We start from the raw sequence: 25,947 nt of genomic DNA, 5'->3' as shown, positions 1-25,947 counted from the left end.
CGGCGATGCGGGTCCTCACGAGCCGAGGCGGAAAGAAAGCAACACACGCTTGAGCGTGGCGTACTCCTCGGTCTTCATAAAGGCGCGCGCCTCGTCCATGGTTGCGAAAGTGCGGGCAGGGTTCGGGCCCGGCTCTGCACTGTCGATCTGCAGGGTGTCGGCGAATGCCATCATTCCGTCAGGCAGCTGCACCAGGTTGTAGTACATGCACGACCGTTGGGGCTGTTGATTGGAAATCGAAAGACTTGTCACCACCCTGTCGGCGAGCTGAGATGCTCGGTACACGAAGCTGACGGGGGCTGTCCCTGATGGGTCGAGCTCAGTCGACGATTCGAGTGGCTCTTGATCGAGCTCTTCGATCGCGAGCACTGGCAGCTCGGGAGTGCAGGCACCGCCGAGCCCCGAAACCTGCGGGGAGTAGCTCAGCTGAGCATGACCCTGCATGTCGAGCAGGCTGAAGGCGAGCGCACCGGAGCCCTCTTCAGAGCTCACCTGCCATCCTGCGGGAACTTCGAAGGAGCCGGCCGCGCGCGAATCCGAGAACCGCTCCCAGGTGGCCGGTTCTGTCGGATCCGGCTGAGGAGTGCTCGACGGCTTGGACGAGGGCGCAGGCACTGAGGGCTCCTGAGCGCAGCCCGTCAACACCAGCAGAGAAACAGCGGTTCCCAGAAGTGCGGCGGCTACCCGGCGGGATCTTGGCTTCATCATGGCCCGAGCATAGCTAAAACTGGGGCTGGCCGCGTGGTATTCGCGAGCAGCCTCCAGCCAGGCATGTTCAGCGGAAGTTGACGAACTGCAAGGCCACGTCGACGTCGGCACCCTTGAGCAGTGCGATAGTCTCCTGCAGATCGTCACGGCTCTTCGAGCTGACGCGCAGCTCGTCGCCCTGGATCTGCGACTTGACGGCCTTCGGGGCCTCGTCGCGGATCAGCTTGTTCAGCTTCTTGGCGGTGGCCTGGTCGATGCCCTCCTTCAGCTTGGAGTCGATGCGATACTCCTTGCCGCTCGGGTAGGGCTCGCCACTGTCGAGCGCCTTGAGCGAGAGGCCGCGCTTGATGAACTTCGACTGCAGCACGTCGAGCACGGCGTTCGCGCGCTCCTCGGTGTTGGCCCTGATCTGAATGTTGTCACCCGAGAAGGTCACGTCAGCACCCACACCCTTGAAGTCGTAGCGCTGTTCGACCTCCTTGCGGGCCTGGTTGACCGCGTTCTCGACCTCCATCGAATCGATCTTGCTCACCACGTCAAACGAAGAATCTGCCATAGGGCCAGGATACCCGGCCTCGCCACATTCGGCAGCGGATCGCGGCGCGACAGCGCCGCCGATCCGCCGCCGCACAGCGCAAGCAAGCACATCTCAACTCAACAATTTGCAATATGTGGAATAACTCAGGCGAATAGCTTGCTACACTCTCCTGCGGCCCGGGCTTCACGCCCGCACGCACTTCGCGCAGATCCGCACACCTCAGATCCCGCGCTCACCATCGAAAGGAACCCTGTCGTGTCGACTTCTCCGACCGCACCCGAAACGCGGCGCCGCCTCCCCAAGTGGGTGACCTCCTTCGGGTGGCAAATCCTCGCCGCACTAGCGCTCGGCCTCGTGCTCGGCGGCATCGCCCGCTCGATCGGGGCCGACGCAGAAGGCAATCCGAACGGCCTTCAGGCAACCCTCGGCACCATCGGTGACAGCTACGTGTCACTGCTGCGCGCCGCAGTCGTGCCGCTCATCTTCACCGCCATTGTGTCGAGCATCGTCGGCCTGCGCCAGGTCACGAACGCCGCTCGCCTCGCAGGCCAGACCCTGCTGTGGTTCGCCATCACCGCCCTTATCGCCGTCACCATTGGCATCGCGCTCGGCGTTGTGTTCCAGCCCGGCGCGCAGGCCTCCCAGAGCGAACTCGAGACCGGCGACCCCTACGCAGTCGGCAGCTGGTGGAACTTCCTCATCGGCCTCGTGCCCTCGAACTTCCTGGGCCTCGGCGTGAACGGCGGCGTCGACGCCGAGACGGGCTCCTTCACCGGATCCGCCAGCTTCAACGTGCTGCAAGTCATCGTGATCTCGGTCGCTGTCGGCATCGCAGCGCTCAAGATCGGCGAGAAGGCGGAACCGTTCATCAAGCTCACCGAATCCGCGCTCGCGGTCATCCAGAAGGTGCTGTGGTGGATCATCAGGATCGCGCCCCTGGGCACCCTCGGCCTCATCGGCAACGCCGTCGCCGAGTACGGCTGGGACAAGATGGGCTCGCTCACCTGGTTCGTCGCGGTGCTTTACCTGGGACTCGCACTCGTGCTCTTCGTGGTCTACCCCGTGCTCGTGAAGGCGCATGGCCTCTCGGTCAAGCAGTACTTCTCAGGGGTGTGGCCCGCTGTGCAGCTGGCCTTCGTGAGCCGCTCGTCGATCGGCACACTGCCGCTCACCCAGCGCGTCACCGAGCGCAACCTCGGCGTGCCGCGCGGCTACGCCTCCTTCGCAGTGCCGCTCGGCGCAACCACCAAGATGGACGGCTGCGCCGCGGTCTACCCCGCCCTCGCCGCGATCTTCATCGCGCAGTTCTTCGGCATCGACCTCACCATCGTGCAGTACCTGCTCATCGTGATCGTTTCGGTGGTCGGCTCGGCCGCCACCGCGGGCACCACCGGCGCGACCGTGATGCTCACGCTGACCCTGTCGACGCTGGGTCTGCCCCTTGAAGGCGTGGGCCTGCTGCTCGCTGTCGACCCCATCATCGACATGGGCCGCACCGCGGTGAATGTCGCCGGCCAGGCACTCGTGCCTACGATCGTCGCGAAGCGCGAGGGCATCCTCGACGTCGATCTTTACAACGCTCCTCGCAAGGGCCAGGCCTTCGACAACACCGATGTGGAGACCGTGGTGGCGCACCCCGGCGGCCCGTCGACGGACGAGATCCGGGATCCGGAGCCCGCGAAGGCGTAGCCCTCACCCGCCGAAGCTGAGCCCCGGATCGCAGCCTCATCTCATAAGGAGCTGCGACCCGGGGCTCAGTTGTTCGTATGCGCGGCGGCAATTTGAGGGTTCCCATCGGCACCCAGCAGTGGCAGTGTCGAATCAGCACCCGAACCGAATGGAGTTCACCATGAAATACATGCTGATCATGCGCGCCACCGACGAAGCACTGCAGGCCTCGAAAGACGTGCCCTTCGAGCAGATCATCGAGGCCATGGGACGTTACAACGAATCGCTCATCGAAGCCGGTGTCATGGCTGGCGGCGACGGCCTCACCCCGCCGGCCGAGGGCGCCGTCGTCGACTTCTCAACCCACCCCCCACTCGTCACCCAGGGCGCCTACGGCACCACCGAGTCGCAGTTCAACGGCTTCTGGGTGCTCGACGTACCCACCCAGGAGGAGGCCATCGAGTGGGCCAAACGCTGCCCGCTCGGCCCGGGCAACAAGCTCGAAGTGCGCCGCATCACCAGCGAGGAAGACTTCCCGCAGGACAACGAGTGGATCGAGAAGGAGAAGGGCTGGCGCGAGGCGGCAGAGCAGAAGTAGCGGTGGCTAGGGCGGGGCAGGCACCCCGCCCCGGCGCTGCTTGCAAGGGCGACGACAACGGCGACGATGCACGAGACACGCCCTAGACTGGCGCCATGACAGCCAACGTTGATGTCACTCCCCGACCGGGTGCCGAAACACGCCTTTCGCGCATGATCAGCATCCCCACGGTTTCCGCAGAACTCGAAGAGCGCGGCTCACAGCCTTTCGAAGACTTCGTGGCCCTGCTAGAAGAGCTCTACCCGCTCACGCACCAGCAGTTGGAGCGCGAGCGCATCACCGACTTCGGCCTGCTGTTCCGCTGGCAGGGGCGCGGCAGCTCCGCCGATCCCGCGGTGCTGATGGCGCACTACGACGTCGTGCCCGTCGACCCGAGCGATCACTGGCGATTCCCCGCATTCGAGGGGCGCATCGAGGACGGCTTCGTGCACGGCCGCGGCGCCCTCGATGACAAGGGTCCGCTGCTCGTGGTGCTCGAAGCTGTCGAGAACCTCCTCGCGGCAGGCTTCACGCCCGCACGAGACGTGCTGCTCTCATTCGGAGGCAATGAGGAGACGTTCGGGGCCGCCGCGCGCACCATCTCCGACACACTGCACGAACGAGGCGTGCGGCCGTGGATCGTGCTCGACGAAGGCGGTGCCGTGACCGACGCGCCGCTGCCATTCGTCACGGGCACCGCCGGCATGGTGGGTGTGGGCGAGAAGGGCATCGCCACTGTGCGGATCAGCGCCAGGGGCGATGGCGGTCACGCCTCGGTGCCGCCAGAGCTCACTGCTGTGGGCCGTGTCGCCCGTGCGGTGAACCGGCTCACGCCGGGCACGTTCCGCGCCCGTGCGCCCCGCGCGATCCCGCGCATGCTCGGCCTGTTCGCGCCGCGCTCACGCGGCATCGGGCGCCCGCTGTACCGGCTGCTCGCCTCCTGGCCGTGGCTCAACGCGCGCGTGTTCGCGGCGCTCGGCGGTGAGGCTGCAGCGCTCGTGCGCACCACCATCGCCCCCACCCGACTCGCCGGCGGCACAGCCAACAATGTGCTGCCCTCAGAGGCGAGCGCCACCCTCAATCTGCGGCTCGCCCTCGGCGAGACGGTTGCGGGTGCTGCTGAGCGCCTGCGCCGTCGCATCGGCGACGATGCCGTCTCGGTCGACGTGCTCGAAGGCAACGACGCGTCGCCCGAGTCGCCATCAGACGGCCCCCAGTTCGCCCTGATCGCCGCCGCGCTCAGGGCCTCCCACCCGGACGCGGTCGCCGTGCCCTATGTGACGCTTGCCGCGACCGACTCCCGCTACTTTCACCGCTATGCCCCGGCAACCTACCGTTTCGCTCCGCTCATGATGAACGCCGAACAGCGCGCCACGATCCACGGCGTTGACGAGCGCGTCGCAGTTGCAGAGCTTGCACGCGGTGAGCTGTTCCATCGCCGCCTCATCGAGGGGCTACCTGCGTGACCCCGGCAAAGCAGACCTCCCCCGCTGCGGCGAAGCCGCGCGTGCGACTGGGAGCGCTCGCCGGCGTTGTCGGCTTCCTCGCCTTCGTCGAGTTCACGAGCGGCATCCTGCAGGGCTACTACACGCCCATGCTCACCGACATCGCCAGGCATCTTGGGGTGCATGACGCCGACGTGAACTGGCTCGAGGGCAGTCAGCTCATGCTGTCAGCGCTCGTGGTGCCCGCCTTCGCGAAGCTCGGCGACATGTTCGGCCACAAGCGCATGCTGCTGTGGTCCACAGCGCTCACCGCGATCGCCTCCTTCGCCTTGCCCTTCACCGATTCATTCGCGGTGTTCCTGATTGCCTGGGCGTTGCAGGGCTTCTACGTGGTGTGGCTGCCGCTCGAGATTGCAATCATCTGGTCGCGCAGTCGCGGCCGCGAAGGGTCTTCGCTGCTCACCGCACGCGCCGCCGGCATCCTGGTGGCATTTCTCGAACTCGGGGCGATTCTGGGCGCGCTTCTCGGCGGTCAACTCATCGACGCGCTGCCGCTGCAGATCGTGCTCGTGGTGCCGGCGCTCTTCGTGGCGGCCTGCTTCGTGGTGGTGGCGTTCGGGGTGCGCGAAAGCGATCTCCGGCCTGGCGGGCGCCTCGATCTGACGGGGCTTGTGCTCGTCTCGCTCGCACTGATCGCGTTCACCGGCGGCCTCAGCCTGCTGCGTCTGAACGGTCCCGCCGATCCGGCAGCGTGGCTGGTCACCGTGCTGGGTGTCGCCCTGATCGTGCCGTTCGTGCTGTTCGAACTGCGGCACCCGGATCCGCTCATCGACGTGCGCATGTTCCGCTCGCCCGCGCTTGCGCCGGTGTTTCTCACCGCAGGCCTCTTCGGTGTCAGCGTGCTGGGAGCACAGGCCCCACTCTCCACCTTCGCGCGCACCGACCCCGCAGTGTACGGCTACGGGCTCGGTACCAGCGGCTTCACCACCTCGCTCATCATCGGCCTGTACCTGGTGGCGATGATCGCGGGCGCGCTTATCTTTCCGAAGGTGGCGCGGTGGGCAACGCCGCGAGTCACCCTCATCGGCGCGGCCTGCCTGGTGGGTGTCGGCTATCTCCTGTTCTTGCCGCTGCACGAGAGCTACCTCCAGGTCACCGTGAACATGATGATCGCGGGTGCCGGATCCGGCGCGCTCGTGGCGGCGCTCCCCGCAGCCGCGGCCGCAGCCGCCCCAGCCACGCAGACGGGCGTCGCAACAGGTCTCACGAATTCGGTGAAGACCGTGGGCGGGGCGGTCGCCTCGGCAACATTCGGCATCGCACTCATGCACGGTGCCACCGGGGCCGCCGCGGAGGGCACCGCCGGTTCCCTCGCCGGCTACGTCACCGTGTGGACCATCTGCGGCGTCACCGCCCTCGTCGCAGCCGCACTGCTCTGCTTCGTGCCGAAGAACGCCTTTACCGACGGCACCACCCCCGCGCTCACCGTCTGAGTGCAGCAGCAGAGCCGCGATCCGCCATCTCAGAGAAAGAGATGGCGGATCGCGGCTCCCGCGCCCGCTACCGCACCGAGGCGCGCCGCATCGCGAACCACGTGCCCACGAGCGCGATCGCCATCACCACGATCGAAGCAAGCGCGAGCGATGCCCCGGTGGTGGCCGCGATGATTTCGCCCAGCTGCGGGGCGAACAGCAGCAGCAAGAGGGCAAGCACGAGGCCCAGCGCCAAACCCATGACCGCCGGGCCCTTCGGCCCAAACCGCACCCACACCGCGCCGAAGAGGCCGCCGACGGTGAGGCAGAACAGGGTGCCCAGGAATGCGCCGAGCCCCAGGATCAGCGGGTTGCCCGACCCCGTCGCGTAGACGTCGAGCACGTAGAGACCCATGAACCAGTGATTCGTCGCAAGCTCGAGCCCGAGCAGCACCAGCAATACCACCGCCACGTATGCCGCCTGAACCGCGTTCGCGAGCATGGTGCCCAAGATGAAGTTGCGGCGCGTCACACCGAGCGCCAGCCCGAACGGGTAGGTCGTCGCGATGGCCTGCACCCCGTAGTAGACGAGGAAACCCGGGAGCGACCACACGATCGCCTGATTCCAGCGGGCGTTCTCGGCGTAGCCGGGCGACGAGGGGCCGAGGCCGGTGCCGCGCTGAATCGCGATCTGAATGATGATCGAGACCAGCATCACCACCGCCAGGATCATGAGCGGGGTGAGAGTGTAGGTGCCGAGCTTGTTGAGGTGCAACCGTGTCACCTTGACGATGCGGTTCATGATGCGCTCCTTCCGGTGAGCGGCGAAACAGTGGCGAGTTCGAGATCCGCATCGCCGGCGGACTCCGCGAGATCTCCGAGACCGTAAGCGGCAACGAGGTCCTGCAGAGACACCGGTGTGATCTCGAGACCGCCGGCGGCGGCCGCTGCCCGATCCGCCTCTCCCAGCACGCCCTCGATGACGGCCGTGCCGAGCCCCCCGATGGTGCGGCGCGAAAGGGCCCGACGCTCCCGGGCGAACTCGGCGACCGCAGCCGCCTTGCCCGCCACCTGATAGGCGCCGCCGCGCAGCTCGTCGACGTCGGCGTGCCGCACGACACGTCCCTGATCCAGCACGATCACGCGTTCGAGCAGGCGATCCATCTCATCGATGAGGTGCGTCGAGAGGATAATCGTGCGCGGGTGTGCCGCGTAGTCGCGCAGCAGTTCGTCGTAGAAGATGCCGCGGGCCGTGGCATCGAGACCCAAATAGGGCTCATCGAAGAAGGTGATGGGTGACCGCGAGGCGAGGCCCAGCACGATGCCGAGCGCCGACAGCTGCCCACGCGAGAACTTCTTCACGATCGGCTTCGTCGGAATGCGGAACAGCTCAACCAGCCGATCCGCCACCTCTTGCGACCAGTTCGGGTAGAAGATCGCGGCCGCGCGGATCGCGTGCTTCAGCTTGTAATCATCGGGGTAGCGCTGGTTGTCGCGCACGAAACACATCTGCTCGATGATGTCGGCATGCTCGAACGGTTCGCGGCCGTTCACGCTGACCGTGCCGGCACTCGGCCGATCCTGCGCGGTGATGAGCGACATGAGCGTCGTCTTGCCAGCGCCGTTGCGGCCGAGGAGCCCCGTGATCACACCGGGCTCAATGTCGAGGGTCACGTCTTCGAGCGCGACCGTGCCCCGATAGCGGCGGGTGAGGCCGCGCGTGGCGATGATGGGTGCGGTCATTGTTCTTCCTTCGCTTGCTGCGCCGCGAACGGGGCGACGATGGGTGGCGCGGCCTGGTGCGGGCCGGATTGCTGCTCAATGAGGCGGATGACGTCATGCGCTCCGAGACCGAGGCTGCGGGCCTCGGTCAGCAGTGGCGCGATGAATCGCTGCGCGAAGGCCTGTTGGCGCTCATTCGCGATGAGTGCGCGGGCACCGGGAGCGACGAACATGCCGATGCCGCGGCGCTTGTAGAGCACGCCGCGCTCGACAAGTAGGTTGAGACCCTTGCCCGCCGTGGCGGGATTGATGCGCAGGTGCGCGGCGAGTTCGTTCGTGGAGGGCACCTGTTCCTCCTCGGCGTAGACCCCCCGCAGCACGTCGTCGGCGATGCGATCGGCGAGCTGCAGGAAGATGGGGCGCGTGTCATCGAACATCCGGCGCCTCCGTTCTGGTGGGAGAGACTGGCGGATCCGGATCCACCGCGGCTCTTTGGTTCATTACTTCACTAATGAACCTACGCACCGATAGCGGCGGCGTCAAGACCGGGGTGTGAATTACAACGGTGTAATTATCCACAGGCGGGAGGGAGCCTGTGGGGAAGGAGCTGCGCGGATCACGAAAAAGGTCGTGCTGCCACGCCTCCTGCCGCATTTTCATGCGGATCTACCCGGCTGCGCGCCGGGAATTACAACGATGTAATTATCCACAGCCCCTTCGCCGGGCTGTGCGGAACCGTGGGAAAACTCTCTTGGTTCCCGGCCCTGTCCCCATGCTCAGGGCTCAAGCCTGAGACCCCAGAGCTCAGATCAGGCCGAACTCCATTGCGCGGATCACGGCGCGAGTGCGATCAGAGACCTCGAGCTTTTCGAACACGTGCAACAGGTGCGTCTTCACGGTGGATTCGCCAATGAAGAGTCGCGCAGCGATCTCAGGATTGCTCAGCCCCTCTGCCACCAGCCCCACGATTTCAGCCTCGCGCGCAGTGAGCCGCGGCGCCGAGCGGAGGCCCTCTGCCGCCGAATTTGCAGGCACCCGCCCCTCCGCCACATCGCCGCTGGGCACGACCGCAGGCTCACTGGCGGGCGCTGCCTCGGGCACGACCGCTCGACCTCGGGCGGCCATCGCCAGGGCGGCAGCAACGGAGGGCGCAAGCACGGTCTGTCCGGCGACGACGGCGCGCACGCCCGCCGCGAGTTCGGCGGCGGGCGCCGCCTTCACGAGATACCCGCCAGCGCCGGCCTCGATCGCCGCGAGAATTTGGTCGTCGTCTTCATAGGTGGTGAAGACGAGCACCCGCACCGGCTGAGCGGAACTACCGCCCGCACCGGGCACCCTCTCAGCTCCGGTCGATCCCGGCTCCGCACCCGGCTCCAACGACATGGCTGCGATGCACCGCGTGGCCTCGACCCCGCCCATGCCGGGCATGCGCAGATCCATGAGCACCACGTCGGGCAGCATCTCTGGAACCAACTCGATCGCCTGTTCACCGGACTCGGCTTCGGCGACCACCTCAAAATCGGGTTCGGTGTCGAGCAGGCCCACAATACCCGCCCGCACAATGGGGTGGTCATCGACAACCATGACCCGGATCATGCGCCCACCCCATTCGCCTCTCGCGCTTCGTCGAGCATCACTTCGAGGCGGGCTCCGCCGAGCGGCGATGCCTCGAACACCACAGACCCGCCGACGCTTCGCGCTCGGGCTGCCAGGCCGCTCAGCCCGAATCCCCCGCCCCCGTCGCCTGCCTCCGCGGCACCGCCACCAGGCAGCCCGACCCCGTCGTCGTCGATGTGCAGCAACGCGCCACCCTCTGGACGCGCGACGAGGCGCACATGCACCCGCGAGGCGCCGGCGTGCCGGCGCGCATTCGCAAGCCCTTCTTGCACCGCGCGCAACAGCACCACCTGCCGCTCACGGTCGAGTGGCACCGTCTCGAGCTCGCAGCTCACATCGAGCCCGGCGTCGGCTCGCAAGCGTGCCACGACCCGATCGATCGCCGCTTCGAGCCCTCCGTCGCCCAGCGGGTGCGTGGTCGCTACCAAAGCGCGCGCCTCGGCAACCGCTTCTCGAGCCGCCGACTCGACGCGCGCGACGCGATCCCGCGCCCGCTCCGTGTCGCCGGCGGCGAGCGCGCGATCCGCCTGCTCACTGAGCATCACGAGGCCTGCGAGGGTCTGCGTGAGGGTGTCGTGCAGTTCCTGCGACAGACGCTCTCGCTCGCGCCCGGCCCCGGCCTGCTCTGAGAGCAGCGCCACCTCCGCCTGCGAGGCGCGCAGGCGCTCTGCCACCTGCCGGTACTGCTCGCCCTGCTCGAAGATGCGGGTGATCCAGGTGCCCATGGCCACTGCGAAGGCGAAGGAAAGCACCACGAGCACTGCGGTTCCGCTCAGCGCGTCAGCAAGGCCGGAAGGAGCAAGCCCCGCGAAGAAGCCGGCCCCCACGGAGAGCGCAAAAGCTGCGCTCAAGATGATCGCGTCGCGGTAGCGCGCCACGATCGTCCAGATCATGGGGTAACCGATCGTCTGCAGCGTGGCATAGCTCGGCATGACGAATGCGGCCAGGCCGCAAAGCAGCACCAGCACCCCCAGGAAGATGAAGTCGACCCGTTGAGCCCCCTCACCGCTTGCGGCACGGCGCAGGGCCGGGCGCCCCAGGGCCACGTACCAGGCCCCCACCAGTGCGAGCACTCCGAACTCCACGGCCATCTCGGGCGGCGTGAACGGCGCTTCGGAGGCCAGCTCGATCCCGCCGATCGCGGCCAGCACCACGAGGGTGGCCGCAACGCCGAGATCCCACCACCGCAGCACCGGGCGGCGAGGCCGCTCGTTCTCGGGGGTGTGGTGCTGTGCGTTCATGGTTTCACTCTCTCACGGGCCTCTGACATTGACGGCGCGCAGACCTCACGCGATCCGTCATTGATCATCGAAGTCACCCATGTGGTCGTTTCGCGTGCCTGCAAAGGGCCACACGGGTGACCTCGATGCAACCTAGGCAGAACCCCGGCGATCCCGAGCAGCCCGAGCAGCCCGGGCCGCACCAGCTCACGAGCGGCGCTGCCACCTGAACGTCATGAGGCTGAGCACCAGACCCACAACCAGCCACACCGCCAGGTTGAGCGCGACGAGGCCCAGATCCCACGCCCCCGAAGGCTCGGCTGCGGCGAAACTCTCGGGCAGAAGCACCGATCGCATCCCCTGCGCCAGCCACTTCAACGGGAACGCGGAGGCGATATTCTGCAGCCACTCCGGCAGCATCGAGAACTGCAGGTAGACGCCCGAGATGAACTGCAGCAGCAGCACGATCGGCAGCACCACCGCGGTTGCGCTGCGCGAGGATCGCGGCACCGCCGAGAGCGCGATGCCGAGTAGTGTCATCGTCACGATCCCGAGCAGGAACAGCCAGGCGAAACGCCCCCACAGCTCCGGCTCCGTGGGCAGCTCCACACCCAGCACCAGCACGGCGAAGGCGAGCAGCAGCCCGAGTTGCGCGATGGAGGTAACCAAAATCATGCCGGCCTTGCCGATGAAGTACGACACCGGGGAGACCGGCGTGCCGCCCAGCCGCCGCAGCCACCCCTCCCCTTTTTCTCGCGCGATGTCGACGGCGAGGTTCTGTACGCCGGTGAGCAGCAAACCTGCGGCGATCATGCCGGGCAGGTAGTAGTCGGCCATGGTGACGCCGGGCGCGATCTCCCCCGCAGATTCGAAAGCGACGCCGAAGATGCCAAGCATCAAGACGGGGAACAGGAAGGTGAAGAACACCGTGTCGGGTGTGCGGAAGTAGGCGCGCAGCTCTAAGCCGATCGAGGCGAGCCCGGCACGCAGAATCGACGGTGCGCCCGCGCTGCGATACTGAGGGGATGGCGGATCGGGCAGCGCCGTCGCACCGCCGGCACGGGCCCCTGCCCGCATCTCACCGGGTCCATCCACTGCCGGCGCCTGGTTTCGTGCTGCGGTCATCGTGCTGCTCCGTTCGGCGTCTGCGCGGCGTCCTGCCGCTCCTGGGTATCTGACCCTCCGATGAGGTCGAGGTAGATCTGCTCGAGCGAGGGCCTGCGCACCTCAAGCTCGACGGGCTCGAGACCGGCGAATCCGGCCGCCCCGCCGGCGCTGTCAGATCCGCCCCCATCGCGAAGGCCCGCCCCAGCGCTCTCGCACAGGCTCGCCACGAACAGGCCCGGCGTTTCCGTGCGCTGCTCGTGTCGCACCCCTGCCGCGTCGCGCCAGCTCACCACGGGCACTCGCGCCTGCGGCCCGCCGAGTTCTGCGGGCGGGGCTTCCGCCACGATCCGCCCCCCTGAGAGCACACCCACCCGGTGGGCAAGATGCGCTGCTTCGTCGAGGTAGTGGGTGGTGAGCAGGATCGCGGTGCCCTCGTCACTGAGCCCCGAGATCATGTTCCAGAATTGCCGGCGCGCCTCAGGGTCGAAGCCTGTGGTGGGCTCGTCGAGGAACAGCATTTCGGGCCTGCCGACAATACCGAGCGCCACGTCGAGGCGGCGCTGCTGACCGCCAGAGAGCTTGTTCGCCCGCCTGCTCGCGTGCTCGGTGAGCCCCACGAGCTCGAGCACCTCATCGGTGCTGCGTCGCCGAGGGTAGAGCGCTCCGAAGTGGGCGATGAGCTCGCGCGGCGTGTAGGGGCCGAGATCGCCGGTGCTCTGGGCAACGATGCCGATCCGCGACCGCCACGAGCGGGGCACCCCCAGCGGCTCCTCGCCGAGCACGCGCACCTCGCCGCTGTCGGGGCGTCGGATACCTTCGAGGATCTCGATGGTGGTGCTCTTGCCTGCCCCATTCGGGCCGAGCAGCGCGTAGGTCTCGCCCGGGGCGATATCGAGGTCGATGCCGGCGAGCACGCTCCGCTCGCGGTAGTTCTTGGTCAGGCCTCTGACGCGGATCGCGGCTGCGCCGTGCGCGCTGGGGTGAGTGTTCATGCTTCCACTCTGGCCTGCCGTTGCGCACATCGATAGCGCCCAGTAGAGGGATCTTCACGTCGCCCCGCATCCACCGATCGGTGGATGCCTGCTCCGGGCGCAACCCCGCTGAGTCGGCCTATTCGTATCGAGTCGGCCCAGAATGCACGCGAATTGCAGGCCGGCTCGATACAAGTGGGCCGGCTCGATGGGACGCCTCCGCCCCGGGCATAAGCTGAAGCGGTGAACGACATCAGCGCCTCCCTCGTCTCCTTCGCCTCCGACAACTGGGCGGGCATCCACCCAGAGGTGCTCGATGCGATTGCGGCGGCCAATGTCGGCCACGCGCCCGCGTACGGCGGTGATGCGTGGACGGAGCGCTTCGAGCAGCTCGCCAGAACCCTCTTCGGTGCCGACGCTGAGGCGTTTCCGGTGGTCAATGGCACGGGCGCGAACGTGCTCGCGTTGCAGGCGGCGCTGCCCCGCTGGGGTGCTGTGATCTGCGCGCACACCGCGCACATCCACACCGATGAGACGGGCGCGCCGGAGAAGACTGGCGGGCTGAAGCTGCTGCCGGTCGAGGCGCCGGGCGGCAAGCTCACCCCCGAGCTGGTGGCGCGCGAGGCGTGGGGATGGGGCAACGAGCACCGAGCCGAGCCGCTCGCCGTGTCGATCACGCAGTCGACCGAACTGGGCACCTGCTACACCCCCGACGAGATCCGAGCGCTCGCCGACCAGGCGCACGAGCACGGCATGGTGCTGCACCTCGACGGCTCGCGGCTGGGCAATGCGGCGGCGGCGCTGGGGGTTTCGCTGCGGGAGCTGACGAGCGATGTCGGCGTCGATCTGCTGAGCCTGGGTGGCACGAAGAACGGGCTCCTCGGCGCGGAGGCTGTGGTGGTGCTGCAACCCGGATCCGCCCCTGGCCTGCCCTACCTGCGCAAGATGAACCTGCAGCTCACCTCGAAGATGCGTTTCGCGTCGGCGCAGTTGCTCGCGCTGTATGAGGGTGATCTGTGGCTGCGCTCGGCGAGCCACGCGAACGCGATGGCGGCGCGACTCGCAGCGGGTCTTGAGGCGCTTGCGGCTTCCGGTGCGCTGTCGGGGGTGCGGATCGCGCAGCCTGTGGAGGTAAACGCGGTGTTCGCGACGCTGCCCGCCGAGGTGGCAGCGCGGGTGCGTTCGCAGTTCGCATTCGGTGCGTGGCCGACAGAGCCGGGGCTGTACCGCCTGATGTGCGCCTTTGACACGCGGCCTGAGGATGTCGACGCGTTGCTGGCTGCGCTCGCCGAGGGCTGAGCGGATCCGAATCGCGGATCGCGCTTCGCGCTACACGCCGAGGCCGCCGAATACGAGCCTGGCGGCGATCACGAGCATGACCACTGCGACGACCCAGTCGAGGATCTGCCAGGAGCGCGGTGTGGCGAAGAAGCGTGTCAGCGCTCGCGCGCCATAGCCGAGCAGGAAGAACCAGGCGATGCTTGCGAGCGCGCCGCCCGCCACGAACCACCACCGTGCTGGGTCGCCCTGCGCGTTGCCGATCGACCCCATCAGCACCATCGTGTCGAGGTAGACGTGGGGGTTGAGATAGGTGATGGCGAGACAGGCGAGGATGGTGCGTTTGAGGCTGCTGCCTGAGCCCTCCGGGCCTTCGCCCGCCACGAGCGCTTCGGGTCGCATGGCGCGGCGCGCGGCCGACCAGGCATACCAGAGCAGGAAGGCGACGCCGCCCCAGCGCACGATTTCGAGCAGGATCGGAGCACGTTCAACCACGAGGCCGATGCCTGCGACGCCGAGCAGTTCGAGCAGTGCGTCGGTGAGACCGCAGATGAGCACCACCGGCAGCACGTGTTCGCGGCGGATTCCCTGGCGCAGCACGAACGCGTTCTGGGCGCCGATGGCGACGATGAGGGAGAGGCCGCTGCCGGCGCCGATGAGGAGGGGAAGGATCACGCAGTCGACGTTACGGGCGGGCAGCTCAGCTTCGCTACTTCAGCAGTGCTACGGATCGTGATGCAGCATAAGCTGAGCTTCAGGTAACGTGGGGCCTCGGCGCGCGCAGAAGCGACAGCGGCCGGTCAGCGGCGGATGAGCGGCGGATCGGCGGCAGCGAACCCGCAACCACTATTCGAACGAGAAGAGACATCGTGGACCTGCCAGTCGAGCACCTCGCCACCTTCGCCGCCATCATTGACGAGGGCAGCTTCGAGGGCGCGGCGCGGCGCCTGCACATCACACCCTCGGCCGTGAGCCAGCGCGTGCGCTCGATGGAGCAGCGGGTAGGGTCGGTGCTGCTGCGCCGCACGCGCCCCGTCGAGACGACAACGGCGGGGTCCGCGGTGCTGCGGGCCGCCCGGCAGGTCGAGCGCGTGCTCGACGACGTGGCCGAGGAGCTGGGGCAGGGGCCGTCGGGTGGCACGCTGATCCCGGTGGTGGTGAACGCCGATTCGCTGGCAACCTGGTTCGTGCCGGCGCTGGCGCGGGCGGCGCGGGAGACGGGCGCCCGCTTCGAGGTGGTGCGCTCGGATGAGACGGTGTCGACGGAACGACTGCGCAGCGGCGAAGTGATGGCGGCGCTCACCGCCACGGCGGAGGCGGTGCCGGGATGCACCTCGACCCTCATCGGTGTGGACCGCTACCGCGCGGTGGCCGCGCCGTCGTTCGTGGCCGAGCACTTCTCCGAGGGGGTCTCGACGGAGGCGCTCTCGGTGGCGCCGATGATCGAGTTCGATCGGCACGACATGTTTCAGCGGCGCTTCATCGAGCGCGTTATGGGCGGTGCCGTGCGCAGTGCCGTGGATGCGGGCTCCGGGCACGGCGACCGGCCTCACGCAGCTATCGAACCTCCCCGCCACCTGGTGCCGTCGTCGGCCGAGTTCGCGCTTGCGGTCGAGCTTGGCATGGGCTGGGGCATGCTGCCGCACCGGCAGTGCGCCGAGGCGCTCGCGAGCGGTCGCATGGTCGAGCTGGTGCGGGGTTCGGCGTTCGAGCTGCCGCTGTACTGGCAGCGCTGGAACCTGCGCTCCCCGGTGCTCGACAGGCTCTCGGAGGTCATCGCGGAGGAAGCCGCGATCGCGCTCGATGTCAGTGGTGCGCGATAGCCTGGAACGGCACTGCTCACCGCATATTCGCACCTCGACGAGGAGGATCCATGTCCCTCATCCCAGAACTGCTCGGCGCCATCGGCTCGGGATCGCTGCGCGTGGTCGATCTCACGAACAAGCTGCAGGCTTCGACCCCGACACTGCGACTGCCCGAGCCCTTTGCCAACCTCATCGATTTCTCGCTCGAAACCGTGAGCGAGTACAACGAGCCGGGCCCGTTCTGGAAGCACGCGAACATCCACACGGGCGAGCACATCGGCACGCACATCGACGCCCCGATCCACTGGATCAGCGGCCGTGAGGGCCATGATGTCTCCGAGATCCCGCCCGCGCGCCTGTTCGGCCCGGCCGCGGTGCTCGATTTCTCGGCCGAGGCCGCGGCCGACAACGACTTCCTGCTCGACGTGCACCACGTCGAGGCATGGGAGGCCGAGCACGGCGCTTTCGCGCACGGCACCTGGCTGTTGCTGCGCACAGGTTGGGATCGTTTCTCGGGTTCGCAGGAGGCCTTCCTCAACGCCGACGAGACCGGCTCCCACACGCCGGGGTTCACGGCCGAGTGCGCGGCTTGGCTGGCCGGTCGCGCCGAGATCTCGGGCGTCGGCGTCGAGACTGTCGGCATCGATGCGGGGCGAGGCGCCGAGCTGGATCCGCCATTCCCCGTGCACTACCACCTGCTCGGTGCCGACAAGTACGGCATCACCTCACTGCAAAACCTCTCACTGCTACCGCCCACGGGCGCTGCAATCGTAGTGGCACCGCTGCCCATCGTGGGCGGCACGGGCAGCCCCGCCCGCGTGTACGCCCTCGTGGAGGCCTGATGCCACACGTCGCCCCTGCCGAGGCAGCCCCGGCCGAAGCCGCCGTCGCCGGGGCCGGGGCCGGGGCCGGGGCGAGCGTGACGCCCGAAACCGCTCCCGCGCCCGCTCCCACCACTGTGGCCGAGCTCGTGGGGCACGCACTCGCGCGTCTCGGGGCCGGTCACTGCTTTGGCGTGGTCGGATCCGGCAACTTCGCCGTGACGAACGCGCTGCGGGGGGCCGGAGTGCCCTTCACCGCAGCGCGGCACGAGGGCGGGGCGGCCACCATGGCCGACGCGTTCTCGCGCATGTCGGGCACGGTGGCACTCGTGTCGGTGCACCAGGGCTGCGGGCTCACGAACGCGGCGACGGGGATCGGCGAGGCGGCGAAGAGCCGCACGCCCGTCATCGTCCTCGCAGCGGAGGCCTCCGGTGCGGCGGTCGGGTCGAACTTCTCAATAGATCAGCCCGGCTTCGCTCGGTCTGTGCTGGCCGAGGCGCACCGCGTGCACTCCGCCGCGAGCGCTCTCGCCGATGTGGTGCGGGCCTTCCGCACCGCCCGCGACGAACGCCGCACCGTGGTGCTCAATTTGCCGCTCGATGTGCAGGCGCAGCCCGCGCCAGCCGACGCACTGCGGGCGCTCGACACGCTTGCGCCGCCCCCGGCCCCGGTGCTGCCGTGCGCTGACTCGGAGGCGGTGTCGGCGCTCGTCCAGCTGATCTCGTCGGCCGAGCGCCCGGTGATCGTCGCCGGGCGGGGCGCACGAGGCGCCGGCCCCGAGCTGCGGGCACTCGCCTCGGCATCCGGGGCGCTGCTGGCCACCTCCGCCGTGGCGAAGGGGCTCTTCGCGGGCGATCCCTTCGACCTGGGCATCTCGGGCGGCTTCTCGTCTCCGCTCACGGCCGAGCTGATCTCGGAGGCCGACCTCATCATCGGCGCGGGGTGCGCGCTCAACATGTGGACCATGCGGCACGGGCGCCTAATCGGCCCCAACACGCGCATCGTGCAGATCGACCTCGAAGTGTCCGCGCTCGGGGCGCAACGCCCGATCGATCTCGGGGTGCTCGGCGACGTCGCGTCGACTGCAGTCGCTGTGCTGGGCGAACTCACCCGTTTCGGGGCCGACGCCGCCCCGCGGTACCGCACACCCGAGATCGCGGCCCGCATCGCCGCCGAGGGCCGCTGGGCCGATGTGCCCCTCGACCCGCCTGATTTCGCCGGGCCGGGCCGGGCCGCACGCGCAGCCGGGCGAGACGGTGCCGACGAGGTCGGCGACAACGCCGGCGAGGTCGGCAAGCTCGGCGAGGTCAGCGAGGTCGGCGACTCCGGGGCGCGCATCGATCCGCGCGTGCTCAGCCGCGAGCTGAACGCGCTGATTCCCACTGAGCGCATCGTCTCGGTCGATTCCGGCAACTTCATGGGGTACCCGTCGGCCTATTTCGATGCGCCTGACGAGCACGGCTTCTGCTTCACGCAGGCGTTCCAATCGATCGGGCTGGGGCTCGCCACGGCGGTGGGCGCGGCGCTCGCACGGCCGGACCGGCTGCCGGTGCTCGGCGCGGGCGACGGCGGCTTCCTCATGGGCGTCGCCGAACTCGAAACCGCGGTGCGGCTCGGACTGCCGCTGCTCGTGGTGGTCTACAACGACGACGCCTACGGCGCCGAGATCCATCACTTCGGCGTGAGCGACGACCCCGGCTTCGTCACCCCCGACCTCGGCACGGTGACGTTCCCTCGCGTCGATATCGCGAGCATCGCCCGCGGTTTCGGCGCGCAGGGCATCACGGTACGGGATCGCAACGACCTCGCGGCGGTGCGGGAGTGGCTCGCTTCCGGCCCGTCGGGCCCGCTCGTGCTCGACGCCCGCATCGCCTCCGACGGGGGCGCGTGGTGGCTGGCCGAAGCGTTCCGAGGCCACTAGACCTCCAATGCTGGGGGTGCTGCAAGGCTTCGCGCTGATCCTGGGCGTGATCGGTGCCGGCTACCTCACCGCGCTGTTCAAGGTGGTGCAGGGCGATCAACGGCGCGTGCTCAACAACGTGGCGTTCTACATCGCCACCCCCGCTCTGCTGTTCACGGTGCTGAGCCGCAGCGATCCCACGGTGATCCTCTCGCCTGTCATCCTGGTGACAAGCGCGGGAGCCGTGATCGTCGCGGCCGTGTTCGTCGTCGCGTCGCGGCTGTGGTTCACACGGGATCTCGCGAGCACCACGCTGGGCGCGACGTGCGCGAGCTACGTCAACGCGAACAACCTCGGTCTGCCGGTCGCGGTCTACATCCTGGGCGACGCCGCCTACGTGGCCCCGCTGATGCTGGTGCAGCTGCTGTTCTTCGCTCCGGTGGTGCTCGCGATCCTCGAAAGCGTGCGCGGCAACCAGCGCGGCTTCCTGGTGGCGCTCGGGCGGGCGCTCTCGAATCCGATCATCGTCGGGTCGATTGCGGGCCTCGTCGTGGCGCTGACCGGCCTGCCCGTGCCTCAGATCGTGATGGCACCCCTCGACATGCTCGGTGCCGCGGCAATCCCGATGGTGCTGCTGAGCTTCGGCATCTCGCTGCGGGGCCAGCGCGCGCTGCAGCGGGGCACGGGGCGGGCGGCGGTGTTCGCGGCGAGCGGTCTGAAGGTGCTGCTCATGCCGCTCATCACCTGGGTGATCGCGGTGCTGTGCGGGCTGGGCGCTCATGAGGTGTTCGTCGCGACGACCATCGCGGCGCTGCCCACGGCGCAGAACGTGTATAACTACGCCGCCACCTATCGGCGCGCGGAGACGGCGACGCGGGACACGGTCTTCCTCACGACGTTCGCGTCGCTGCCCGTCATCGCGTTGATCGCCTGGCTGCTCGGCTCTTGAGCGGGGCGCGGGCCCGAGGGAATAGCGGCGGCGGATCGCGTGTTGCAGAGAGGCGGAACACGGGCCCGCCAGTGAGGGCCCGCCAGCATCACCTCGAAGGAGACTCACGTGAGTTCGCGCATCGCCCAGACCACCGCCCCCGTTCTCGACGCCCTCGCGCAGCGGTGGAGCCCGCGAGCGTTCGACGCCGAGCACGCCTTCCCCGAGGGCGCTCTGCGCAGCGTCTTCGAAGCGGCGCGTTGGGCACCCAGCGCCAACAACTCGCAGCCGTGGCGTTTCATCGTGGCCCGCCGCGGCAGCGAGAGCTACGCGCGCGTCGAGCAGACCCTCGTCGGCTTCAACCGCGAGTGGGCCGTATCGGCGGCCGCTCTCATCGTGAACATCGCCGAGGTTGCCGACGCCGAGGGCAATCCGCGCCCGTGGGCCGAGTACGACCTCGGCCAGGCGGTCGCGCACCTCACCGTGCAGGCGCACGCCGACGGGTTCTACACGCACCAGATGGGCGGCTTCGACCGCGAGGCACTGCAGGCGGCGTTCGACCTCGATGAGCGCCTGGTGCCGGTCTCGATCACCGCGATCGGGGCGATCGGCACCCCCGAGCAGCTTTCAGAGGTGCTGCGCGAGCGTGAGACCGCGCCCCGCACGCGGCTCCCGCTCGAAGAGCTCGTCATCGTGCGCGACTAACGCGCCGCCGGAGCTTCCGGGACCGACGCACCCCTGCTCTGTGGGCCGGTCGAGTCCCCACGCCGCCCCCAGCGCGTCCATCGAGAGGCGGATTTCGCAGGCTGATCTCAAGGATCACCTGCGAAATCCGCCCCTCGGCGTTGTGGGGCGCGGGGCAAGGGGGCACAGCAGGTAGGCCACGCAGGTCAGACAGGCAAGTCAGGTGCCAAGGGAGGCAGAGGCCAGGGCAAGCCAGGCAAGGCTATGCCGGTCAAGCCAAAGCCAGGCAAGGCAAAGCCAGGTCAGGGCCTGGTCCTGAGCGATCTAGTCGAGCATGTCGCTCTGATCGATGACCGATTCGACGGTCTCGATGAGGGCGCGCTTGGTGGCGTAGAGCGGGTGCGAGGGATCGTCGGCTTCCGAGGGAAGCCCCACGGCTGCTGCCGCTTCGATCGTGTTGACGCCGACGCAGGGCACGATTGTGGATTCGGGGAACGAGGGGAACTGCGATGCGACCTCTTCGGCGATCCTCGCCGAAGCGACGAGCACGGCGTTGATGCGGCCCGACTCGATGTCTTCGCGGATGTGCACCGAGGCCGGCACTCCGACGGTGCGGAAAGCGAGCACCTGGGTGACCTGGTGGCCGCGCTCGATGAGCCCCTGGGTGAGCACCGGGATCGCCACGTCTGATCGCAGAGTGAGCACGCGCAGCACTTCGCCGGTGTCGATCTCGGGCCACTCTTCGAGGAGGGCGTGGGTGCTGTTCTCGCGCTCGGGGGTGCGGGTGATGTGGTAGCCGGCGTCACGGAAGGCGACCGCGGTGGCTTCGCCGACCACGGCGACTTTCGTCTCTGGCGGAATCACGGCGTTGTGGTGCTGCAGAACGTCGGCGACCGTAGAGCTGGTGGCGGTCATCCAGTCGAAGCCGCCCTCTTCGAGGGTCTTCAGCGCTTCGACGAGCTTTTCTTCTTCGCGCGTGTGGGCGAAGTCTACGAGCGGCGCGATGACCGTGTGGGCACCTTGCTCTCGCAGCGCCTTGGAGACGATGTCCCCCCAGGTGCCGCCCCTGGGCACGAGCACCCGCAGGCCGCTGAGCGGTTTAGCCTCTCCCGACATACACCCCACTCACTCGACACCAACAGAAAAGCCATACGATCAGTCGTGAACGAACCCTCAGGTATGGCTAGGACGGAAATCCGTCTGACCCTATTCTTACTCTGCGTATTGCCAGGAAGCAAAACGAGGGCTTGCGGCTGAAGGAACGCAACTCAACTGTGACCTGCGTTCACCCCGCTCCGGCTACTCGAAGCGCCTGATCACAGCGCTTGTCACGGTCCAGACGGCGATACCGGCGATGGCCGCGGCACCGGCAACTCCCGCGGCGAAGGCGAGCGGGTTGCGACGCTTCTGCTCGGCGATGCGGTGCTTCACATCATCGACTGCGTCATCGACGCGCTGGGCGTAGTTGAGGCGCACCTTCAACTGCGCGAGCGTGTCGTACAGTTCGGCGCGCGCCTGCGCGGCCTGGGCGACGCCCTGCTGCTTCTCGTGTGCGTTCATCGCCAGTTTCCTTCCTCGCCGACGCGCGGCATCTGCGAGCCGGCGTGCCGCGGTGCTGAGGCGTCAGCGTTGATCCGCACCTCGCTGATAGCTGAGATGTCGTCACCCACACGTTCAAGGGTTTCCTCGGGAACGGGGTTGCCGCGCTTGATGAGCGCAACGCCGGCGAGGATCGCGAGTGCGGCGAGCACGAGCAGCCCTGCCGCTACGACGAGTGCTGCCAGCCACCAGGGCCAGACCAGGGCGAGCGCGGCGATGGCAGCGATCACGAGTGCTTCGAGCATGAAGAACACGAAGAACAGGGCGATGAGGATCGCGCCGGCACCGATGCCTGCCTTCTTGGCCTTCGAGACGATTTCACGCTTCGCGTTCTCGTACTCGATCTTGGCGAGCGAAACGATCTGCTGCGGCAGGCGGGTCAGGAGCTCGAAGGTGCCCGCCTGATCCTTCTTGCGGTTCATGCCTCGCCGCCAGACTTCGCTGCGGCCCCCGAGCTGCGCTTCTTCGAGCCCGTGGAGGCCTGAGACGACTTCGCAGCGCCAGCCGACTTTGCGGCGCTGTTCGACTTCGCGGTGCCGCTGGACGCTTTCTTCTTGGAGGCGTCGGAGCCGTTTGAGGTGCCGGATCCGCCGGAATCCTTCTGCCCACCCGATGCTGCATCGGCAACCGGCTTGGCCGACGCGGTGCTCGAAGCGGGCCGCGCTGCGGTCTCGTCGTCACGGAAGAAGGCCGCGACGGCGTTCTTGCCGGCACGCGTGGCCGAGGCTTTGAGCTCGTCGATGCGGGTCTGTGCGGCGTCGCGCACCACGCCTACACCGCGCTGCACCGGGGCCGTCTGCCAGAGGTTCTGGGCGCCGTTCTTGATCTGCTCGTAGCGTTCGCGACCTGCCCGGGTGCCGAGCACGTAGCCGACTGCCGCGCCGAGAACGAATGCGATCTTGCCCTTCATCACTGCCTCCCGCCGTTGGCGATTCACTTGCCTGTGGTTAGCCTACCGCCCGCGAGGTTGTTCATGCCGCTTCAGGCATCCCGGTGGTCACGGCCGCCCGAATTCTGTAAGATTCGCGGACTCTGCAAGAAGCCGATCAGTCGGCCCACCTGAGCAGACCTTTGGCGCACCGAGGCACAAGCCATCGGCCCGAGCATGGCGCGCACACCCGTCGCTCCCGGGCAGCACGCCACGCACACAGGCCCATCCCCTGAGCCCTGGACCCAGACCTAGACCTTGACCTTGACCTTGACCCACCCGCCGGTGCCCTGCCCCGAGCGCCCCGCACCTCAGAGCGTTAGTCAGCGATGCCTGCGAGGCGGCGGCGCAGCAGCACAGCCTGGGTGCGCGCGTCTGCCACTGCCGTGGCGAGCGAACCGCCGTGCAGCGCTTCACCCACGGGAAGCAGCGTGGGAGCCGTTTCGCGCGCCGACGCGAGGCGCGCCTCGGCAGCTTCGCGCAACTCGGTGGAACTGTAGGGCGCGAGCCGCAGCTGCGCTTCGACGGCACCCTGCTGAGTCAGCCCGAGCGCTGCAAGCACCTCAGCCGCCACGCGGTCGAGCTTCGCCAACGCATCGCGATCCGCCTCCGATTCGAAGACGGGCCCCGAGAGCCTGGCGCGGTGCGCACCCTCAGCATCGCGTTCGATGCGAATCGCCCAGTGCTCGCCATCTGCGAGTTCGACTGCGGTCAGCGCAGCATGTTCGCCGACTTCGGCGGGCGCAGCCGCGACCGCAACGTCTGCTTGCACCCGCCAGCGACGCGGCAGCAGTTCGCGCAGTGGCTCATGCGCTGCCAGCAAGGCGCCCCGCGCCGAGACCGCATCGACGCCGGTGACAATCGCACGTGCCTCCACAACTGTGCCATCGGCCTCTTCGATGCGCCAGGTATCGTCAGCGCCCGATACGAACGCCGACACGGGGGCTGAGGCATGCTGCGCCTCGTACAGTTCAAGCCGATGCCGCAGCTCTTCGAACGCGGCCGGCCAACCGGTTTCGGGCACGACTCCGGTTTCACGTGCAACATCGCGATCCGAGTTGGCGAGCACCCCGCCGGAAAGCGAACCCGCGCGCGTCAGGGCCTCGTTGAGACCCGGCAGCGCGGCGGCCACCTCAACATCATCAGGGGTGAGCCCGAAGCGCTCACGCACAAAGGGGTCGACGAGCTTCGTCACCACGGCCTGGCCCATTCGGCTGCGCACCAGCTCGCCGAGCGAGTGCACCTTGCCGATCGTCAGCACCGGCTTCACGCGATCAAGATACGCGCGCGCCGCCGCACCGCCGCCGATCACGGCCACCGCCTGCGACGAAATCGGCACCGCTGGAATGCCGAGCGCAGCGGGAACGGGCTGCGGCACCCAGCCACCCTTCGCGCCGCGCAGCAGCACCGGCTTGGGCGCAACCGCCACTGCGCGCACCGCAGCATTCGCGTGCCCGCCCTGCGCGATCGGGGCTGCGATGTGTTGCAGCAGTTCGCGCAGCACGCCCTCGGGATCAGGCAAGGCACCCCGGGGTTCGCGGTGCGCAACCGTTCGGCCCGGGGCCACCGTGGCATCCGAGACAGGGCTCTCTGGCTGCCAGTCGGTGAGGCGCACAGAGAGCCCCACCTCGGCAAGTTCCAGCGCGGCAGCCAACTCGGGCAGCCCGCCACCGATCACATAGACGTCAACCACGCTGGGGCTCCTCTGAATCAGGGTTGGACTGGGGAGGTGCGGGCGGCACCGCCGGTGCCTCTGGCTCTGCCGGCACCTCAGTGCCGAGCTGCGGCGGGACAGGCTGCTCGGATGCAGTCGGCGCAGCCACCGTCGGCGCAACAGCCGACTGGGCCACCGCAACCGGTGCCGCAACCGGCACCTGCACCAGATCAATACGGGCGCGACCGTGCCCGCCCCGGCGGAACACCTTGAGGCTCAGCCAGACAAACACGGCCAGCCCCGCGATCTCGCCCAGGAGACTTGCCGCGCTGCCCCCATCGGCCGTCTGCGCGGTCTGCCCACCAACACCGGCCACCATGAACCCGAAGCCCACAAGGTTGTTGACGATGTGAATCGCGATCGCCGCTTCCAGGCCACCCGTGCGCCAGGTCAGCCAGGCAGCCACCAGCCCCATCGTGCCCACGGCCGCAAGACCCCAGAAATCGTAGATATGCGCCGCTGCGAACGCGACGGAAGGAACCAGGATCGCAAGCCACGGACTACGCAGCCACGAGCCGAGCACCTGCATAAACAGGCCGCGAAACACGACCTCCTCCGTCGCCGCCTGAATCGGCACGAGCACCAGCACGAGCAGCAACGACACCAGCGCCGCACTCACATCGAAGTCGCGGCTCGCCTCCGCGGGAGGAGCGGAAAGCGCCGCCGGATCCACTATCGCCTGCAGCCCGAGATCGGCCGCCATGCTCACCACCGTCATCGCGATCATCGCAATCACCGCAGCCCCCAGCAGACGCAGCAACAACCCCCACCGCATACGGGCAGCCACCGACCAGATACGCCCCACAGGGCGCATCCCCATCGACAACATCGCCAACAGCACCGCGGGCAGCATGACAATGATCGAGAGCATGCTCATCAGCACTGAGAGCGGCCGCTGCGTATCAAGCACCTCAGTGGTGCCGGCAGCGAGATCGTTCAAGTAGCCCGGATCGCCAACCATCATGACCGGAATGAACACCACAGTCAGAATGACCGTGAACACCCCGAAATAGACACCCGCGAGCAGCACCAGCAGCAGCGGCTTCCACCAGCGGTAATTCGCCGTGCCACGCAGCAAGCGGTGATATTCGAGCGGTTCGGTCTCGACAGTCTGCATCGTCGGCGCCGGAGCCGCCCACGCCCACTGCTGCGGCGCGGCCGGCGGCTGCACGGGTTGCTCTGGGGCCGTCATGAGTGTCTCCTTCATCTCGCCGAACCTCGCCCGGTTCGCAGAATGGGGCAGG

At 68.1% G+C, this 25,947-nt stretch carries 26 protein-coding genes; 10 read left to right on the top strand and 16 right to left on the bottom strand.

Features of this window, described 5'->3' with window-relative positions:
* Positions 1-15: 15 nt before the first annotated feature.
* Both WFL22_RS08425 and WFL22_RS08420 read right to left on the bottom strand, forming a co-directional pair.
* Entirely contained in the window at positions 16-492 is a 477-nt protein-coding gene (locus WFL22_RS08425) for a hypothetical protein (protein WP_336992268.1), read from the bottom strand.
* A 283-nt stretch (positions 493-775) separates the two neighbouring features.
* Positions 776-1,264 carry a YajQ family cyclic di-GMP-binding protein gene (locus WFL22_RS08420; protein ID WP_336652323.1) on the bottom strand — a complete coding sequence of 163 codons (489 nt, stop codon included), beginning with the start codon at positions 1,262-1,264 and terminating at the stop codon, positions 776-778.
* Between the two features lie 237 nt (positions 1,265-1,501).
* On the opposite strand from WFL22_RS08420, the gene WFL22_RS08415 reads away from it, so the two are divergent.
* The 4 genes from WFL22_RS08415 to WFL22_RS08400 all read left to right on the top strand — a co-directional run bounded on the left by WFL22_RS08415 (position 1,502) and on the right by WFL22_RS08400 (position 6,429).
* Positions 1,502-2,935, top strand: coding sequence for a dicarboxylate/amino acid:cation symporter (locus WFL22_RS08415; RefSeq protein ID WP_336652324.1), 1,434 nt, complete (start codon positions 1,502-1,504; stop codon positions 2,933-2,935).
* 160 nt (positions 2,936-3,095) lie between these two features.
* Complete coding sequence (locus tag WFL22_RS08410; protein ID WP_336652325.1) at positions 3,096-3,512, top strand: YciI family protein; 417 nt, start codon at positions 3,096-3,098, stop codon at positions 3,510-3,512.
* Positions 3,513-3,607: 95 nt separating this feature from the next.
* Positions 3,608-4,957: a M20/M25/M40 family metallo-hydrolase gene (locus WFL22_RS08405; protein ID WP_336652326.1), complete on the top strand. Its 1,350-nt coding sequence runs from the start codon at positions 3,608-3,610 to the stop codon at positions 4,955-4,957.
* Positions 4,954-6,429 (top strand): MFS transporter, encoded by a 1,476-nt coding sequence (locus WFL22_RS08400; RefSeq protein ID WP_336992265.1) that lies wholly within the window; start codon positions 4,954-4,956, stop codon positions 6,427-6,429. The genes WFL22_RS08405 and WFL22_RS08400 overlap by 4 nt, the downstream gene beginning before the upstream one ends.
* 67 nt (positions 6,430-6,496) lie before the next feature.
* Here WFL22_RS08400 and WFL22_RS08395 read toward each other — a convergent pair whose 3' ends face one another.
* From WFL22_RS08395 to WFL22_RS08365, 7 genes are all read right to left on the bottom strand, one after another.
* A complete protein-coding gene (locus WFL22_RS08395; RefSeq protein ID WP_336652328.1) occupies positions 6,497-7,210 on the bottom strand; it encodes a hypothetical protein in 714 nt (237 codons plus the stop codon).
* The gene (locus WFL22_RS08390) at positions 7,207-8,151 is read right to left on the bottom strand and encodes an ABC transporter ATP-binding protein (protein WP_336992263.1); all 945 of its coding nucleotides are present in this window, start codon (positions 8,149-8,151) and stop codon (positions 7,207-7,209) included. The genes WFL22_RS08395 and WFL22_RS08390 overlap by 4 nt, the downstream gene beginning before the upstream one ends.
* On the bottom strand, positions 8,148-8,567 hold the full coding sequence (locus tag WFL22_RS08385) for a GntR family transcriptional regulator (RefSeq protein WP_336652330.1): 420 nt from the start codon (positions 8,565-8,567) through the stop codon (positions 8,148-8,150). The genes WFL22_RS08390 and WFL22_RS08385 overlap by 4 nt, the downstream gene beginning before the upstream one ends.
* Positions 8,568-8,934: 367 nt before the next feature.
* On the bottom strand, positions 8,935-9,714 hold the full coding sequence (locus WFL22_RS08380) for a response regulator transcription factor (protein WP_336992261.1): 780 nt from the start codon (positions 9,712-9,714) through the stop codon (positions 8,935-8,937).
* An 8-nt stretch (positions 9,715-9,722) separates the two neighbouring features.
* A complete protein-coding gene (locus tag WFL22_RS08375) occupies positions 9,723-10,988 on the bottom strand; it encodes a sensor histidine kinase (protein ID WP_336992259.1) in 1,266 nt (421 codons plus the stop codon).
* A 186-nt stretch (positions 10,989-11,174) separates the two neighbouring features.
* Positions 11,175-12,092 (bottom strand): ABC transporter permease, encoded by a 918-nt coding sequence (locus WFL22_RS08370; protein WP_336992257.1) that lies wholly within the window; start codon positions 12,090-12,092, stop codon positions 11,175-11,177.
* Positions 12,089-13,066 carry an ABC transporter ATP-binding protein gene (locus WFL22_RS08365; RefSeq protein ID WP_336992255.1) on the bottom strand — a complete coding sequence of 326 codons (978 nt, stop codon included), beginning with the start codon at positions 13,064-13,066 and terminating at the stop codon, positions 12,089-12,091. Before WFL22_RS08365 ends, WFL22_RS08370 begins: the two co-directional genes overlap by 4 nt.
* A 222-nt stretch (positions 13,067-13,288) precedes the next feature.
* On the opposite strand from WFL22_RS08365, the gene WFL22_RS08360 reads away from it, so the two are divergent.
* Positions 13,289-14,344: a threonine aldolase family protein gene (locus WFL22_RS08360; RefSeq protein WP_336992253.1), complete on the top strand. Its 1,056-nt coding sequence runs from the start codon at positions 13,289-13,291 to the stop codon at positions 14,342-14,344.
* Between the two features lie 30 nt (positions 14,345-14,374).
* Here the strand turns inward: WFL22_RS08360 and WFL22_RS08355 are convergent, their stop codons facing one another.
* The gene (locus WFL22_RS08355) at positions 14,375-14,998 is read right to left on the bottom strand and encodes a LysE/ArgO family amino acid transporter (protein WP_336992251.1); all 624 of its coding nucleotides are present in this window, start codon (positions 14,996-14,998) and stop codon (positions 14,375-14,377) included.
* A 194-nt stretch (positions 14,999-15,192) separates the two neighbouring features.
* On the opposite strand from WFL22_RS08355, the gene WFL22_RS08350 reads away from it, so the two are divergent.
* From WFL22_RS08350 to WFL22_RS08330, 5 genes are all read left to right on the top strand, one after another.
* Positions 15,193-16,146 (top strand): LysR family transcriptional regulator ArgP, encoded by a 954-nt coding sequence (locus tag WFL22_RS08350; RefSeq protein ID WP_336992249.1) that lies wholly within the window; start codon positions 15,193-15,195, stop codon positions 16,144-16,146.
* A 50-nt stretch (positions 16,147-16,196) separates the two neighbouring features.
* Positions 16,197-16,970, top strand: coding sequence for a cyclase family protein (locus tag WFL22_RS08345; protein ID WP_024357060.1), 774 nt, complete (start codon positions 16,197-16,199; stop codon positions 16,968-16,970).
* Complete coding sequence (locus WFL22_RS08340; RefSeq protein WP_336992247.1) at positions 16,970-18,871, top strand: thiamine pyrophosphate-binding protein; 1,902 nt, start codon at positions 16,970-16,972, stop codon at positions 18,869-18,871. Before WFL22_RS08345 ends, WFL22_RS08340 begins: the two co-directional genes overlap by 1 nt.
* A 7-nt stretch (positions 18,872-18,878) precedes the next feature.
* Positions 18,879-19,799, top strand: a complete 921-nt coding sequence (locus tag WFL22_RS08335) for an AEC family transporter (protein WP_336992245.1) — start codon at positions 18,879-18,881, stop codon at positions 19,797-19,799.
* Between the two features lie 108 nt (positions 19,800-19,907).
* Positions 19,908-20,483, top strand: coding sequence for a nitroreductase family protein (locus tag WFL22_RS08330; protein ID WP_336652340.1), 576 nt, complete (start codon positions 19,908-19,910; stop codon positions 20,481-20,483).
* A gap of 303 nt (positions 20,484-20,786) precedes the next feature.
* Here the strand turns inward: WFL22_RS08330 and WFL22_RS08325 are convergent, their stop codons facing one another.
* From WFL22_RS08325 to WFL22_RS08300, 6 genes are all read right to left on the bottom strand, one after another.
* Positions 20,787-21,578, bottom strand: a complete 792-nt coding sequence (locus WFL22_RS08325; protein ID WP_336652341.1) for a uroporphyrinogen-III synthase — start codon at positions 21,576-21,578, stop codon at positions 20,787-20,789.
* Positions 21,579-21,761: 183 nt separating this feature from the next.
* Positions 21,762-22,022 carry a DUF3618 domain-containing protein gene (locus tag WFL22_RS08320; RefSeq protein WP_336652342.1) on the bottom strand — a complete coding sequence of 87 codons (261 nt, stop codon included), beginning with the start codon at positions 22,020-22,022 and terminating at the stop codon, positions 21,762-21,764.
* Positions 22,019-22,483 (bottom strand): phage holin family protein, encoded by a 465-nt coding sequence (locus tag WFL22_RS08315; protein WP_336652343.1) that lies wholly within the window; start codon positions 22,481-22,483, stop codon positions 22,019-22,021. The genes WFL22_RS08320 and WFL22_RS08315 overlap by 4 nt, the downstream gene beginning before the upstream one ends.
* Positions 22,480-22,971, bottom strand: coding sequence for a YtxH domain-containing protein (locus WFL22_RS08310; protein ID WP_336992242.1), 492 nt, complete (start codon positions 22,969-22,971; stop codon positions 22,480-22,482). The genes WFL22_RS08315 and WFL22_RS08310 overlap by 4 nt, the downstream gene beginning before the upstream one ends.
* Positions 22,972-23,308: 337 nt before the next feature.
* On the bottom strand, positions 23,309-24,682 hold the full coding sequence (locus tag WFL22_RS08305; protein ID WP_336992240.1) for a hypothetical protein: 1,374 nt from the start codon (positions 24,680-24,682) through the stop codon (positions 23,309-23,311).
* Positions 24,675-25,895 carry a CPBP family intramembrane glutamic endopeptidase gene (locus tag WFL22_RS08300; RefSeq protein ID WP_336992238.1) on the bottom strand — a complete coding sequence of 407 codons (1,221 nt, stop codon included), beginning with the start codon at positions 25,893-25,895 and terminating at the stop codon, positions 24,675-24,677. Before WFL22_RS08300 ends, WFL22_RS08305 begins: the two co-directional genes overlap by 8 nt.
* Positions 25,896-25,947 lie beyond the last annotated feature (52 nt).

This window comes from Leucobacter sp. VD1 (genome assembly GCF_037150695.1).
GTDB lineage: Bacteria > Actinomycetota > Actinomycetes > Actinomycetales > Microbacteriaceae > Leucobacter.
Note: the sequence above shows the minus strand (reverse complement) of the source record. Positions and strands in the feature narration are given on the sequence as shown.